Annotated in this window: 10 protein-coding genes; 1 reads left to right on the plus strand and 9 read right to left on the minus strand. The window is 39.4% G+C overall.

What is annotated here, in order from left to right:
• Window positions 1-327 precede the first annotated feature (327 nt).
• Complete coding sequence (locus CLV62_RS01875) at window positions 328-1,716, minus strand: alpha-L-fucosidase (RefSeq protein ID WP_110309260.1); 1,389 nt, start codon at window positions 1,714-1,716, stop codon at window positions 328-330.
• 415 nt (window positions 1,717-2,131) lie between these two features.
• On the opposite strand from CLV62_RS01875, the gene CLV62_RS01880 reads away from it, so the two are divergent.
• Window positions 2,132-2,440, plus strand: a complete 309-nt coding sequence (locus CLV62_RS01880; protein ID WP_110309078.1) for a hypothetical protein — start codon at window positions 2,132-2,134, stop codon at window positions 2,438-2,440.
• A gap of 65 nt (window positions 2,441-2,505) precedes the next feature.
• Here the strand turns inward: CLV62_RS01880 and CLV62_RS01885 are convergent, their stop codons facing one another.
• The 8 genes from CLV62_RS01885 to CLV62_RS01925 all read right to left on the minus strand — a co-directional run bounded on the left by CLV62_RS01885 (window position 2,506) and on the right by CLV62_RS01925 (window position 16,248).
• Window positions 2,506-4,287, minus strand: coding sequence for a RagB/SusD family nutrient uptake outer membrane protein (locus CLV62_RS01885; RefSeq protein ID WP_110309079.1), 1,782 nt, complete (start codon window positions 4,285-4,287; stop codon window positions 2,506-2,508).
• 5 nt (window positions 4,288-4,292) lie between these two features.
• Window positions 4,293-7,457: a SusC/RagA family TonB-linked outer membrane protein gene (locus CLV62_RS01890; RefSeq protein ID WP_110309080.1), complete on the minus strand. Its 3,165-nt coding sequence runs from the start codon at window positions 7,455-7,457 to the stop codon at window positions 4,293-4,295.
• A gap of 488 nt (window positions 7,458-7,945) precedes the next feature.
• Window positions 7,946-9,541: a RagB/SusD family nutrient uptake outer membrane protein gene (locus tag CLV62_RS01895; protein ID WP_110309081.1), complete on the minus strand. Its 1,596-nt coding sequence runs from the start codon at window positions 9,539-9,541 to the stop codon at window positions 7,946-7,948.
• A 23-nt stretch (window positions 9,542-9,564) separates the two neighbouring features.
• Complete coding sequence (locus CLV62_RS01900; RefSeq protein ID WP_110309082.1) at window positions 9,565-12,624, minus strand: SusC/RagA family TonB-linked outer membrane protein; 3,060 nt, start codon at window positions 12,622-12,624, stop codon at window positions 9,565-9,567.
• 591 nt (window positions 12,625-13,215) lie between these two features.
• Window positions 13,216-13,911 (minus strand): hypothetical protein, encoded by a 696-nt coding sequence (locus CLV62_RS01910; protein WP_110309084.1) that lies wholly within the window; start codon window positions 13,909-13,911, stop codon window positions 13,216-13,218.
• Window positions 13,912-14,028: 117 nt separating this feature from the next.
• Complete coding sequence (locus CLV62_RS01915; protein WP_146212676.1) at window positions 14,029-14,715, minus strand: hypothetical protein; 687 nt, start codon at window positions 14,713-14,715, stop codon at window positions 14,029-14,031.
• A 20-nt stretch (window positions 14,716-14,735) separates the two neighbouring features.
• Window positions 14,736-15,455: a hypothetical protein gene (locus CLV62_RS01920; RefSeq protein ID WP_110309086.1), complete on the minus strand. Its 720-nt coding sequence runs from the start codon at window positions 15,453-15,455 to the stop codon at window positions 14,736-14,738.
• Between the two features lie 97 nt (window positions 15,456-15,552).
• Window positions 15,553-16,248 (minus strand): hypothetical protein, encoded by a 696-nt coding sequence (locus CLV62_RS01925; RefSeq protein ID WP_110309087.1) that lies wholly within the window; start codon window positions 16,246-16,248, stop codon window positions 15,553-15,555.
• Window positions 16,249-16,668: the final 420 nt, after the last annotated feature.

Here is a 16,668-nt window from a genome sequence, read left to right on the forward strand (position 1 = left end):
ATAACTAAAGCTTGTTTCACAAATTCATATAACCATAAATATTTTGCTACATAAATTCGTTATGCATAGTTATCAAATAATATTGGAATATGAATTATGTTGACAGCTCTTTTTCTGTCATAATCACATTTTTTTTGATCGAAAGAAGCTACTTAAATAAAAAAAGCTGAAAAGAGAACTAAGCAACACAAAAAAATCTATCAAAAAGCTGTTTTTGCTTATTTACTTCTACTGCTCTTACATACTTTGTATATCTTGTAAGCTTCTTTTTAAAGTTGACAAGACAGTTCTCAACTTTTGCTGATCTCCATCTAAAAAACCTCTGTTTTATTTTAATTCTACTTTTAGTACATAAACAGGTATCTGATTTGTATCCAATAATGGCATATCTATCTGTAATCCGCTTTCAAAATATTTCCATTTGACATTCTTCTTACTGCCTAATAATGTGATTTTATTTATTTTATCCTCTTTCGAAATCGAGTTTATCACAAATTTGTTATCAATAATACTTCTTGCAAAAACGTACACGACATTGCCTTTGGAAGTAAAACGCAGATCAGGAACATTAACTTTTGGTGTTCCGTCAAATTCTGCATCGTGAAAAGATAATTGTGAGGCATCTTCTGTTGTACCTTCTATCAGATTTTCTCCATACACTTTCCACGGACGGGTACCGTAAATAGCTTCGCCGTTTACCTTCAGCCAATCGTGCAAGCCGTTAAAAGTTTCCGTACTTCTTGGCGGAAATATACCCTCTCCTGTAGGTCCTACATTAAGGAGCAAATTACCTCCTTTGCTTACTATATCTACAAAATTGCGTATAGTTGCTTCGGGACTTTTATATAGGGTATCAAATTTATTATAAGACCAATTACGCCCCATTGTCAGACAAGCTTCCCAAGGTGTGCGTTTTATTTCAGCCATCAATGTTTGCTCTATAATGCTGTAATCGCCTAAACCGTTTCCGATACGGCTATTTATAAGACAATCGGGTTGTAAGGAAAGTATCAGTTCTCTGATTTCGGTACTTTGCTGTTTGGTCACCAATTCGGGTGTATCAAACCAAACCATTGCTATGGTACCATAATTTGTCAACAACTCCCTCAATTGAGGTTTTACCTTACATTCGATATAGGCAGGAAGATTTTTTGCATCTTCATCAGGATAATCCCATGTATTACTGCGCCCTGCTTTTTGAGGCCAGTTGGTAGGTACATCGGGGTCGTGCCAGTCTCTCCCTAAAGAGTAATAGAAACCAAACCTGAGACCTTCCTTTTTACACACATCTGCCAATTCTTTAATCGGATCACGCTTAAAAGCTGTCCTTTTGATAATAGTATAGTCGCTGCTCTGCGAATCGTACATCGCAAAGCCGTCGTGATGTTTGGCTGTTATTATAACATATTTCATGCCTGCGTCTTTCGCTGTTTTTACCCATTGGGCAGCATCAAAACCGACAGGATTAAAATCATTGGCTATCAATTCGTATTCTTTGATCGGAATACGTTCATACAACATAAAATGCTCTCCTCCTTTTGTAGGTTTCCCCTTCCATTCTCCTGCTGCCTGAGAATATAATCCCCAATGGATAAATAAGCCCAGTTTGGCATCAGAGAACCATTCGATTTCAGCGCGCTTTTCCTGCGAATAAGCAGAACAAAACGAAGCTAATAGATATATGAGCATTAAAATAAGATATCGTGTTTTTTTCATAATCAGATTCATCATTTTATTTGGAATAGGTCTGACCCGAGAATCACCTCTTTCAGCTCACATAGTATAGAGAAAGGTCGCCTGTACTTATCTCCACTGCAAACCTACGGATTGTTTGTTCTTTGGGTTTTGCCCTTTCTATCTTTTTTTTTGCTTCTTTCGCTTTTTATGGTCACAGAACAGTTTATTAAATAATGCCAATCTGTATTTGAATAGGCTGTAATAAACGCTCATTTAAGTTATTTATACTACGCGCAATCAAAGATTGCTTGTGTTCCTTTTGCCCAAAGCCGCAAAAGGAACCAAAAAGTCTTTTGCCGACCACTTACGGGTGTGATCCGTTAGCAACTTGCTGTCGGAATAAAATAAGCCGTCCTGTCGGACTCTTTGTATTTTATTCTTTTCGACTGCTTCGTTGAACGGATACCTCACCCCCGAAGTAAACGTCGGCTTTGCTTACGCCCGTCAGGCTCTCCGACCTTGGCGGTTGCACGGGGCACCCGATGTGGGAGGAAAGCGTAAAAAACAAAAAGAAATCAGTGTCAAACGTATTTTTTTGTTTCCGCTTTCAGATCACGAATCGGGTCGGGCAAAAGGCACAGTCTTGATCTTTTGTTTCGTTTTGCATCAAGGCAAAATGAAAGACAAACCCGATAGGGTGCGTCAGAAAAAAAGAGCGTTTTATATAATCCAACTATTGATTCGCATAAATAGTACTAAGTGATTACAGATTGTAAAAAATACAGAAAGCTGCCTCTTCTTGCAGCTTTCCATATTCTTAGAGTTTACTCATTTCCAACCCGGATTTTGATCCAGATTCGGATTCTTTGCTATTACATTGATAGGAAGCGGATGCCAATAATGTTGAGCTTCTTTAAATACTCTTTTGTCGCTGGCATAAGAGGTTCCCGCATAAGCATCAATAAATTTTTGCCCATTGACGGTTACCGTCTTCGCCTTTGTTTTCGCATAACGTCCGCCCTCTTCCCGATCTTTATCTTCGAGTCTCATACCAAGAACGGGTTTAGCGAGATAGCTGCCTTTTTTCCATCTCATCAAATCCTGATATCGGAAGTTTTCGAACGATAACTCGACACGTCTTTCTCTCCTTATTTCAACCAAAAGAGCCGATATGCCTTCTCCCGAATATTTTGGATCCATCGGAGGATTCAAATCTAAATGGGGAACTCCTGCCCTATCTCTCAATTGATTGATACTTATATTCAGATCGGCTAGGGTAATTGTACCCAATTCGGCTTTTGCTTCGGCATAATTCAATAATACTTCGGCATAACGAATGATAGGAAAATCATTTATCTCATTATTCTGACCTCTTAAATCATCGGTATAGTCATAGTTTTTAATAAAATGATAACCGGTTGTAGACTCCCACGAACCTCCCATTCCAATGAGATTTGGATATTCTCCTTTTTTATGAAAAATCCTTTCTGCATCCAAAGGGTTCAATATCGTCTGAGCCAAACGTGGATCTCTATTCTTAAAGATATCTTCAATAGCATCATTTTTAAAAACCGAACTTAAAGCAATCGGCTTGGCAGTACCATCGGGTTCGATACACAGAAAATCATCTACCAGATCTTTGGTCGCACCTGCCGCCTGTGTTACAATATAGCCACTTATGCGATGCCCCATACCCGGAGTAGCATATACGCGAGGCATTATACATTCGGGATTGGTTTTGAGGTCTTCGCTCGTAAATAGCGTATGGTAATCCGAAGCCGGATTTCCGGTGTTGTATATCCTGTACTTTCCTGTTTTAATCAAACGGTCGGCGGCATCCACAGCTTCTTTAAGAAATTTATCGGCATCAGGTATATTATGATACTTTCTGAATGTACCTTCATACAGGCAGATTCTCGATTTGAGAGCTAAAGCCGTTAATTTTGTTACTCTATCGGGATGATCGGCAGCCCACGTTTCAGGCAAATAATCAATTGCTTTATTTATATCCGCCAATACGGTATCCATTACTATCTTCCGATCGGTTTGCTTTTCGTACAATTCGGGAGACGACTCATCCAAAGGTCTCATAATTAAGGGTACGTTTCCATACATTTGGACTTTATCGAGATAGAACCACGACCTGAAGAAGTAAACCTCTCCTGCATAATTTCTTCTCACACCGGCATCTATGTTTGCTCTCTGATAATTTTGAAGAAACACATTGCATCTGCGCAGGAAATCCCATTTCCATCCTCCACGACCTGCATTATCGGGTACAGTTGCTTGTCCGGCGGCTATCCTTACATACTCGGTATGTCCCGACACAAGTGAGGCAAAATTATCGCTCTGCGATTCTACCGACATCGCACTATAAATGGATGAATTGTACCCATTATTAGAATTACCCAAGTAAAATACATTTACCCCGTTGTCTCCTGCTGCATCGTAAACCCCATTGTTGTATACTTTAAGGTCATTGGCTGTTCTCCAATAATTTACATCATTCAAATCATGGGTAGGTTCTCTCTCCAAAAAACCATCATTGCAATTTGTGAAGAGTAATAAACAGCCTATAGCGTATATTGAATTTTTAAATATCTTTTTCATAGTCTTTAAAATGTTAAATCGATTCCTATTGAATATGTTCTTTGAAAAGGATAGGCCATAGTGCCGTTCTTGGCTGCTGATTCGGGATCATAAGGACCTTTTACTTTTGAATGCTCCCACATATTTTCGCCACTGAAGTAGATTTGAGCTTTGCTCAGTTTTACTTTATTTATCCAAGACGCAGGTAAGTCATACCCTACTGTAAAGTTCTTAAGACGTATGTACGAACCATCCTGCAAATAGCGTGTCTGCTTTTGCTCATTTTTTGTATTACGAGCGCGTGGAATGGCAAAATAAGCGTCTCTATTATCTTCGCTCCATGAATCTTCGAAGAACCATTTCTGTGTATTAAAGTATTGGGTTGACACCGGCCAGAAAGCTTGAGCTGAAGGCCAGAAATCGCGTTTTCCTACTCCTTGGAAAAACATATTTAAGAATATTCCCTTGTACGAGGCACCGGCAGTTAGACCGTAATTGTATCGGGCTGTTTCGTTACCAATAACTTTCAGGTCGCCATAGTCATCCAGTGTATTGGCTCCTTTAGTTATTTTTTCGTCTCCATTCAAATCCTTATATTTAATATCTCCCGCAGTCCAGTTGCTACCCCAGTTAGGTACAGGGTGTGCTTTAGCCTCTTCGTCCGATTGAAAAATTCCTTCGGTTTCGAAACCCCATATCTCGCCTATCTTTTTTCCTACATAATAACTATCAACAGTACCCTTCGGACCATCATAACGCGTAATCTTCGCCTGAGAGTCGAACAGGATTATGCCTAAATCATAAGAAAAATCTTTTCCGATACGATCTCTCCATTTTACAGACAATTCCCAACCGTTGGTTTGTAATTCTCCCCTGTTGGCTACAGGAGCAGAAGCACCCAATACTTCGGGGAATTCCTGCGAAATAAGCATTCGGGAAGTAGTACGGCGATAGACATCGAATGACATATCCAAGCGAGACGAAAACAGCGTTAAATCGAGACCTCCATTTATAGTTTTGCTTTCTTCCCAAGTCAGATCCCTTGTTGTTATTCCGGCAGGATTCATCAGAATATCTACAGCAGACCCAAATAAATAGTTATTTGTTAAACCATTCGATAAGAAAGGTATGTACGGATAATATTTGGTATTACCAACCCAAGAGCTCGATGTAAGTAACTGATTACCCAATTTACCATAAGAACCTCTTATTTTTATATTGTCGAATATTGATTTCGAAAAATCCATGAATTTTTCTTCCGACAATCTCCATGCAGCCGAGAACGAGGGTAGGAATACAAATCTGTCGTCTTTAGGGAAACGCGATGTTCCGTCGTATCGTCCGTTCAGTTCCAAAAGGTAGCGATTGTCGTAGCTATAGTTTACACGTGCAAAACCACCTCTCAGTGCCCACTGATAACCTGTTTCCTCAACAGTTTGCTCGCCTGTACCCAGACTTAACGATGGCAGGTCTTGAGACAGCAGATTTTTACGGGTAGATGTAGTGCTTGTATACGATGTCAGTTCCTGATTATAACCTACCATTCCTTTGAAATAATGCTTCTTTGCAAATGTTTTCTCATAATCGGTAAAAGCATTGAATGAATAATATTCTTTATCCGAATTAAATACCTGATACGAATCATTATTTGTATTTCCTGTAGTCGGGATAAATTTGGATGTTATCATATCCACCCTTTTGCGGTGGTAGGTTTTATTACTTCCCGATTTACTGTAACTGAAATCGACATGGATATTCCACCCTTTGATCGGATTCAGGTCAATACTCGGAGAAAGTACTGTTTCCTCTTCTTTCAATTTGTTACGTCCTCCCAGTTCGAGCAAAGGAATAGCATTCTGATCGTCAAAATACATACCCGTAAATTTATCATATTGAGGATAAGCAGGGTCGCCATTCCAGATCACAGGACGTATAGGACTTGAGAAAACTATTTGTTGCCATATATCATCCTTGTATTTATGAGGCTCATTCATATTCGATGCATTGAATAATACTTTAAAACCAAGTTTCATCCAATCATATGTTTGATTTTCTACCGACAATCGGGTATTTACACGTTGAAAAATATCAGGATTAATACTTAACACACCCTCTTCTCTTATATATCCGCCCGAAGCAAAGAAGCGAGTTTTACCGCTACCTCCCGATACACTTAAATTGTGACGTTGTTTAGGATTTGTATCTCTGATAAGCATATCCATCCAATCGACATAGCCGTTGGCTACATAAGCTCCATCTTTGTTGATAAAATAATTGGGCGAACCCGGGTTGTCGCGATAGGCTTTAATAGCAGTCATCTGCTCGTCATTATACATCGGAGAAATATTCTCCCGTTGAAGCGACCCGTTTACAAAGGTAGCGTGATCGTAACTGTTATCTACAAACTCAGGAAGGATCGTCGCTTTTGAAAGACTAAAATTACCATTGTAATTTATTGTCAAGCCCTCCGATTTACCTTTTTTAGTAGTAACCAAGATTACTCCGAAAGCAGCTCTCACCCCATATATAGAAGCGGCGGCGGCATCTTTCAGAACAGTAACATTCTCTATATCATTAGGGTTAATCAACTTCAGGTTCATCTCTACTCCATCCACCAAAACAAGCGGGCCTCCGCCATTGATAGAAGTAGTTCCACGAACATTAAAACTGATATCATCATTGGGGTTACCCGAGCTCGGTGCAATATTTACCCCTGCCATTGCTCCCTGCAATGCTCCTGCAACAGAAGTTACGGGTCGGGTCTCAAATATTTTGGAATCGACCTGCGTTACTGCACCCGTCAGGTTTACTTTCTTCTGAGTTCCATAACCTACTACGATTACTTCATCCAATGCGGCAGCATCATCTTCTAGTTTAATGTTAATTACCCGTTGTGTGCCAACCACAACTTCTTTTGTTTTATAACTGATAAATGAATAAACTAATACCGATTTGTTATCGGGAACGGTAATTGAATATGTTCCATCCAAATCGGTAATGGTACCTTTGGTTGTATTTTTTAAAATAACACTAATACCTGTCATCGGCTCATTCTGAGAGTCGGTCACCGTTCCGGTTATTGTCATCTGTGCCTGCATGGAAGCCACAGAGACAAAACCTAAAAACAGCAGAAAGAGTATTCTTTCGGAGAATACTTTTCTCAAATAGTTTTTGTTTAAGGAATGTTTCATTTAATAATAGATTTAAAATGGTTGTTTTTATTTTAATATTCAGATCAGGTTTTTCATAGGTTGGAAGACAATAAAAAAAGGAAAAAACAGTATAAAACAGAGATCATCCAAGTACCAGAAACTACTGTATCCTCATCCGGTTACCCGCTTAAATGGAATCTTTTCAGAATCCTATTTAACATGCGAGGCGCGAGCCAAATAAACAGAACTTCCAAAATCTAAAGAGATAAATTTGAGGTATAATGAAAGTTACATTTACAACTACATTCATGATTATTATAGATTATACTTAATAAAGGTTAACTAAATCAAGTGCAAACATAGTAGCAAACTCATGCTTTGGGTTTGCTCTTTTTGCTTTTTATTTTGTCCGAATAGGTACAATGTAGGAAAGGCACAGAATTTAACATCCTGTGCTCTCAGCTCCTTTAACTGCATTTAGCAGTAATAAATTTGCTATTGGTAACCCATCAATCTTTACTTACAAATCAATTGTATCCGGGATTATTTTCCCATTTCAATCCCGAATTCGAATCAATCACACCTTGTGGAACAGGCCACAACACATGATGATCTTTTATAGCTGCTGCCGATTTCGAGTTGTACTTCTTGGTTCTCTCCACCAGTTTACCTGTACGCACCAAGGTGAAACGCCTCATCTCTTCACCCAGCAGCTCCCTCGCTCTTTCATCCAAAAGGTAATCGATATTCACATCCGCTTGCTTCACTGCTGTAGCTCCTGCTCTGGCTCTTACTTTATTGATAGCCTCGGCAGCCTTATCGATCTGATTGTCTTTAATATATGCTTCTGCTAACAAAAGATATGTTTCAGCCAGACGCGATCTCATCTTATCCTTCTGGTTGCCTTCGTAAGTCGGAGCATTTTCGGGCATATAATCAAACTTAGTTGTTGTGGGGAAAGCATGTCCCCTATCCATATTATCCTCGGTGATAGTATGCTTCTTTCCAAACAATCCAGTATTCTTTGGGTCATTATAGAAAAATTCCCTGCGGATATTATATGCCGAGTTTCTCATATCCAGAGGCTCATAGCTGTCAAATACATATTCTATTGGGCGTATTTGTCCTAAACCTCTTCCACCATATGCTTGCGATATTTGAAATCCGGGAATATTGTAATATCCGGGAACCCATGCACGGCGAGTCCAGTCATTATAATTAGTGCTTCCACCTTGTACATTATATTCTGCCTGAACAACCCAGATAGATTCCAGATTACCACCTTTACGATTCTGATTTTTTTCGAGAAACATATCTGCAAACGCATCACCCGGTTTAGAGGCATCTTTACCAAAGCGGGTATCCATCAGTTTGTAATACGATGAATTTATTACCTCTAATGCTACGGTTTCGGCTTTCTTGTAATCTCCTGCAAAAATGCAGATTTCACTCAACATATGCAGAGCCGCCCATTTGGTCAACTCACCATCTTTTACGCTATTGGGATTCTCGGGCAGATTTTTAGCTGCAAACTCCAGATCTTCGATCATTTTTTTCAGGACTTCGGCTTTCGGGGTTCTTTCGAAATCGAGTCTGTATTTGTCCTCTACCTTATCTACCCAAGGCACATCACCGTACAAATAGGTGAGGTAACGATAAGCATAGGCTCTGAAAAAACGTGCATTAGCCTGAAAGAATATCTTATCTGTTTCTTTAGTCCATGTCACGTCTGTTTTTTCAGCATAATTATTCATCATATTGGCATTGGTTATCAAACCGTATGCCCATTTCCATCTGTTTGCGATATAACTGTTGGTAGCATCGAAAGTATATAACTGGAACGGTTTCAAAGTTCCGTCCACATTATTTACGTAACAAATATCGAGACCTCCCTGCAATACTTCATAAGCACAAGCCCCTTGTGCAACAATATTGTCGTTCCACGTTTCAAACTCGAGCCTCGAGTAAGCAAACAAACCATTGAGTGCAGCATTGAAGCCTTTGGTAGTCTTGTAGGTTTGCTCGGCACTTTCGAAACTTTGAGGATTTTCATCCAGAAAGCTTTCGCTGCAAGAGCTGCACAATACAAGAGCTAATAAAATACCTGATATATATTTTTTCATGATATACTACTGTTTAAATACCGTTAAAAAGTTACATTTACGCCTATAATAAATACTCTCTGATTAGGATATGACGATCTGGGAGTATCTCCTACTCTCACAACAATATCAGGAGAATCGAGACTGTATTTATCTTGTTCGATATTGGTCGTGAATTTTTTCGCACCCGAGAACGTATATAGATTACGTGCATTCACATAAGTGGTCAATGCTTCCAATCCGATCTTTTTAGCTATTACTTTGGGGAACTGATAAGAAAGATTCACATCCTGAATTCTCACAAAAGAAGCTTTCGTATAGAACGTATGCTTGGTTTCATTATATCCCAGACGGGTATATTCATTAGATCGATTTTCAGGAGTCCAGTAATTTATACCGTTTATGTAATTTACATTCTTGGCAAAAAGCTGACGTTCGAACTTAACCGTCTCGTTTTCCTTCGTCACATCAAATACTCCGTTCAGGAATACCGATAACGACAGGTTCTTATAAGAGAATGTATTGGTAAGACCAGCAGTCCAGACCGGCAACTTAGAACCTATAATCACACGGTCGTCGGCAGTAATCGTTCCGCTGTTATCCTTATCATATAATTTGGCGTCACCCGGTATTGCCTTGTATTTGGCAGCTTCTTCCCTTTCGTCTTCCTGCCAGATGCCTATCACTTTATAGTCATAATGAACACGTATGGGTTGACCGATAAACCATTTATTAGTAACATCATCGAGAGGTTTTCCTGTTTTCGGATCATAATCTTTCAACTCCAATATTTTACTCCAGTTACCCGAAAGTACAAAGGTTGAACTCCATTGGAAATTTTGGTTTTTGATATTCAAAGTATTCAGGGTGAAATCGAAACCTGTGTTTTTAGTTTTACCCACATTATCCATCATAGTCGTATACCCGTTCATTACAGGCACGGTTCTGTTCATCAACAAATCTTTTGTTCGTGTATCGTAATAGTCAAAAGAGCCGCTAAGCACATTATTGAAAAGGTTGAAATCTATTCCGGCATTCAATGAAGACGATGTTTCCCATTTCAAATTGGGATTTCCTTTGGTGAAGTTTGCAACCAAACCTCCGGCAAACAGAGCATCATTACCATATATATAGTCACGCTGAGCCAGTTTCGTTTTTGTTTGATACGCACTTACCGCCTGATTTCCATTCGACCCATAAGACAATCTGAATTTTAGGAATTCGACTTGCTTCCAATTCAAATCCTGAAAAAACGATTCTTCGCTCAACACCCAAGCCCCTGCCACCGAAGGGAACAAAGCCCATTTGTTGTTATCGCCAAAAGCCGAATATCCGTCTCTACGAGCTGTAACAGTAAGCAGGTAACGTCGGTCGTAAGAATAATTGGCACGTCCCATCCACGACAACAAAGCCGTTTCGGTTCTTGTCGAGGCTATCGTTTTCTTGCCTTGTGCCGTTTCTATATTATGATACCCGTTGGCATCCGATAAAAATCCCTCGGCAACTGTTTCGTGATAAGTGGTATATGTTTTTTGAGCACTGTACAATCCGGTCAGGTCAAGATGATGCTTGCCCCAGTTATTATCGTAACGAACTACGTTTTCCCATGTCCAGTCACCGTCACTATCATCTCTTACGGTTGCTCTCCCTCCGATAGGTTCTCCCGTCATCGTAGTAGATCCGTAGTAGCTGCCTCTGTCTCTATGACGGTACGAATAACCGAAATTGGCACGGTAAGTAAGCCCTTTTACAGGTAACTTCACATCTAAGAAAGCATTGGTATATGCTGCTCTGGATACATCGTCCACGATGGCATCCTGATCGGCAAACGGACTGTAGTACATCGTTTCGGGATTCATCGGGTAACGTATGTACCTGCCATTTTCGTCCCTCACATCTCCATAAGGCGACATTCTGAAACCATAACCGAAGTTTGGAGATTTACCGCCTCTGTCTCTTTCCAATAATTGGATATTTGCACCGATATTAAGCCAATTACCTATTTTCTGACTGATATTGGAGGTGACAGCATATTTTTTATATCCTGTATATTTTACGATACCGTCCTGATCGGAATACGAAAGCGATACAAAATAATTGGTTGCATCGGTTGCTCCCGATAAACTCAATTGATGTTCTTGTTGAAGGGCTGTTCTAAACAACTCGCCTTTCCAGTCCGTTTCTCTTCCATTTTCGAAGTTATCGACCAACGACAATTGCAACCATGCCTTTGGATCATCCCATTTAGGGTCGTTCGTATCTCTTCTGAAATCCTTCAACATCTGAATATATTCTGTTCCGTTTCTAAGATCGGGTAACCATTCTGCTTGTTGAAATCCTACATAGGCATTGTATCGAACGGTTGGCTTACCCACTTTTCCTTTTTTAGTTGTAATAAGTATAACTCCGTTGGCTGCACGCGATCCGTAAATTGCTGCCGATGAAGCATCTCTCAACACCGAAATATTATCCACACTATTTTGGTCTACTTCGGTAATATTTCCATTGAAAGGAATTCCATCGAGAATAATAAGCGGATTGTTTCCTCCCGAAAGCGATTTCTCACCCCGTACGGTAAAAGTGGCATCCTCTCCCGGCCTGTTATTAATACTGGTTACATTCAAGCCTGCAATTTGCCCTTGCAAACGTTGCCCTAAACTGACAGCCGGTATTTTATTAATTTTATCGGATGATATGGTACTGATCCCCCCTGTAAGGTCGCTTTTCTTTTGAGTACCATAACCTACAACCACTACCTCGTCGAGTGCAGCAGCTGCATCTTCGAGCTTTACATTAATTATGCGTTGCGTACCCACCACAATTTCTTGTGTTTTATAACTGATAAAGGAATATACCAATACCGATTTATTGTCGGGAACTGATATTGTATACTTTCCATCCAGATCGGTAACGGTGCCTTTGCTTGTGTTCTTCAGAATAACACTGATACCTATCATGGGTTCGTTCTGTGCGTCTATTACCGTTCCGGTTATTGTTATCTGTGCTTGGGCAGAAGCTACAGAAACAAAGCCTGATAACAGCAGGAAGAGTATCTTCAAAGAGAATACTTTTCTCAAATACTTGTTTTGTGAGGAATGTTTCATTTTTCTTATAGATTTAAAGTGTTGTTTTTATTGAATATTCAGATTGGGCATTTCATATTTTGGAAGACAAAAAAAGGCTCGTCCTCTCCGATGAAAGAGAGAAAAAACAATATAAAACAGATGTTTTTTGAGCACAAAAACGTCTGTTACTTTCTTATGTAATTTCTTGTATAAATGGTATCTTTTTAGTATCTTAACACGCGAAGGTGTGTGTGTGTGTGTGTGTGTGTGTGTGTGTGTGTGTGTGTGTGTGTGTGTGTGTGTTAGCAAAATAAATATAACCACCAAATCTGAAGAGACAAATTTGAGATACAATTAAAGCAATATTTTCTGCTTTGTTCATAACTGTTATACTTAATAAAGATTAACTTAATTAATCACAAACATACTAGCGAACCCTTAGTTTGGGTTTGCTCTTTTTGCTTTTTATTTTGTCCAATTAAGTACAATAAATATAAATGCACAGAATTGTAGAAATTCTGTGCATTTATATTTAACTCCCCAAGAATAAGTAAACAACTAACGCTCAACTTCTTCACCTTCTTATTTGTGCCTGAAATTTTTCCTGATCGTCTTCAGCTTGTCCTTTGTCTACACGATATAGGAGAAATCCGAACACTTCGACAACTGTTTTTTTAAGGATTTCATCAAAAAGTAAAATCTTATCCTCTGCCAGATCGGCAACGATTTTGTACCATCCCCATTTTCTACAAAATTGCGAGTAAGAAGGAGATATCGGTCTGCCTGTTCCTTTACCTCTGAATAAAGGTTCGAAACGTTCTGAAATCTCTCTTTTTGTCGCAAAAAAAAAGCCAGCAACGGTAAAGCATTATTCATGGATAAATTAGAAAACAATTCTTTACGGCCTTCCGATATCTTACTGTCGTAGCTTTCGCCTATGGGGCGACAAAGTATGGAAAGTATATCCGATAACCGGGATTCTGAATCCGACTCAAAAACCGATTCCATATCCACCCATTCGGCAAGAGTAAGCTCTTCCGTAAATGATACCGTATAAGTAATTCCATCCACCTCAATACGATTTAAGGCCTCGCCACGATACTCTTCAAAAACAAATTTTACAATATCTACAATTGTATCAAATATCTGAGTAGGGTTCTTCAACAGCAACTCTACATCTATACTGCATACATTGGCAATCAATTGTATTTGTTCCAATCGGTCTTTGGGTTCTATCTGAAACCAACGCTCGTAATCACCTAAACGAATGTCGCTCCACGATTGGGGAATACTGATCTGCTTGTCGTCAAAAGAAAGTGTAATCATAAAAATCTGAATTTTATCCGTACTTGTTTGTTATACTGTATAGATAAAATTCAGAGATATGGCACTATTTAAGCCTGCTGATATATTTCTCGCCCCGTTTTTTTTTCAGCAGATAAATCAGTCTATCGGTAATGCCCACAAAGTACCTCCTGCAAGATAAGTCGCCGTTCCCGATCGGGTACTTGCCCAGATATAATAAGTAGTTGCTACTGTATTATTAACAAAGTAAATAGCTGTAACCGAAACAGGGGTACGTCCAGAACTCATGGCACGGCGGTTAGGCACATCCATCAACGAATAGACCGTACTGGAGGTACAAAAATCCCAATATACGTTATTACTCCCGGTACACGTTACCTGAAACATTACCTGCCATGCCCCCTTGGAAAGAGTAATCGACACACCGCTGTAGATTGGTGTAGTAGTAAAAGTTTTGCCCGAAAGCAGCGTATTAATATTATTCACCTCCAACACCTCCAGTTTAGGACGGTCGCTCCATTGAGCATTACCCGAAGCATCCGATACCAATACTTTATTTGCTGCCTGATTGCCATCTCTCAGTCTGAAAGTACCCCTGATATCCAGTTTTTCGGTAGGAGCCACAACCCCTATACCTACATTGCCTGCGGAAGTGATTACAACATCATCGCTTATATTACCGGAACCTGTTGCATTAGTATCCCGTTTCGGGTCGATATGAAGTACCGATAACGGATTTTCGGTCTGTATACCAATCTGTGCGTGAGTTTCATTAAAAAATAAAGTGGCACAAATAGCACATATAAAGGTTATATATATTTTCATTTTAAAACGTATAAGTAAAATTAAAAAACAGGTATTGCCCATATACGGGCTCCGCTATTATAAGTAAATGTATAACCTGCAACAGCAGGGTTTGTTACAGTTCCAAGCATATAATAAGTTGTGGTTACAGTAGGAGATACACCATAAGAAGCATAAGTAGGCGATAAACCTGTTGTGGGCGCAAAATAACTCAGAACACGACCAACCCTGACTGCCGTAGCCCAATTGGTAGTCGTACCCAGATCCCACCATACAGTATAATTTAAAGCGCTGGGATTATTATACACACAGTAATAATAGATCATCCAACTTCCGGCAGGAAGTGTAATATTTGCTCCTGTATAAACCCAAAACGATGGATCCATTATATTATTACTTGATTTCAAACTAGTCAAAGTAGCCGGCACGATCCCTACAACACGCGAAGTATACGTTTGTCTCTTCCATGCTCCCACACCACTAGCATCACTGGTCATCACATAACGATCGTATTCGGTTCCATCAGCTATACGCAGGTCACCCACAATATCTAGGCTGGCTGCAGGACTAACTGTACCTATTCCTACACGTCCTGCCGAAGTGATAATAAAATCGTCCGAGCTGTTCGTTGCGCCCACAGTATCTCCTTTAGGATCGATATGCAACACTCCCTGGGGTGATTGGGTATTGATACCGACCTGCGATTTTAATGCAAATATATTTACAAGAAAAAACAGTATAATTAAATAATACAATCTCATTTCTTTATCTATTTAAGGTTTTAAACCTGTTATTTATTTTACGACTTTGTTGCAGGAGTGAACATACATCTCTCACCTTACCAATAAATAATACTACTTAAGATAAGGGAATTGCATAAAGCCGCCCCTCGCCAGTATAGGTAATATTACTGGAAGCCGCTGCTAAACCTGCCCATAAGTAATAACCCTGAGTTGCAGCATTGGTTACCAGAAAATAACACGAAATCGATGTATGATAACCAACAATTGCCGAACCTGAATAGGCTGTACTTTTCTGCGCATTCTGATAAGGAACTAATGAGCCGGAGCTGGTAGAAAGACGCCAGATAATATAATTGGCTACGCTGGCATCTCTATACGTACACGTAAAGGCAATCATCCAAGTACCGGCAGGCAACGAAATATACGTACCTGTGTATACAGGTGATACAGTGGTAAGGTTCGGAAAATTTCTGACGCCTTCTACAAAGCCTTTCATTTGCATCGTTTTTTTCCACGAAGCATTTCCGTTAGCATCGCTGGTGAGAAAATAACCGTCAGCCTGTGTACCATCCACCAGCTTAAACCTCCCCCTCAGATCAAGAGTTTTAGCAGGGGAGATTGTACCAATACCAACCTGCCCGTTTGATTTTATTACAATGTCGTCACTTGCACCAGTTGTACCGGAGGCATTCGTATCTCCTTTGGGATCGATATGTAAAACACCTAATGGATTCTTTGTATTTATCCCGACTTGAGCATTAAGTAAGCCCAAAGAAAATATTCCCATCAGTAAAAGATTTTTTTTTCTCATTATTTCAAATTTTAATTATTAGTTAGTAAAAAAGGCAGCGGTTTGTAATCACTACACACCACTGCCAAATATAGTTGTGCCATACGCAAACGAATCATTCGTGCCGATTCTGAACGACAACAACAAAACAAATCTGTTACACGAAAATGTTTACCCTGACAACTATCAATATATTTATTGGGGAAATATTGCAAAGAGAATACTCTAGCGTTAAAAAGACGCAATAACAAAAAAAGACAGATAGTTCTGCCTGAAAATTTGAGGAATAAGAAGCTTTTTAAATGTGAGGAGGTATTAGTTCTCTCTCTCTCTCTCTCTCTCTCTCTCTCTCTCTCTCTCTCTCTCTAATATTTCAACACACATAGCCAAACCTAAACAGTTAAAATTTAGATTTTTAAAGATAGACATGTTTGTTAATTT

The organism is Indolivaga alginatilytica (genome assembly GCF_003201355.1).
Taxonomy (GTDB): domain Bacteria; phylum Bacteroidota; class Bacteroidia; order Bacteroidales; family Dysgonomonadaceae; genus Dysgonomonas_A; species Dysgonomonas_A alginatilytica.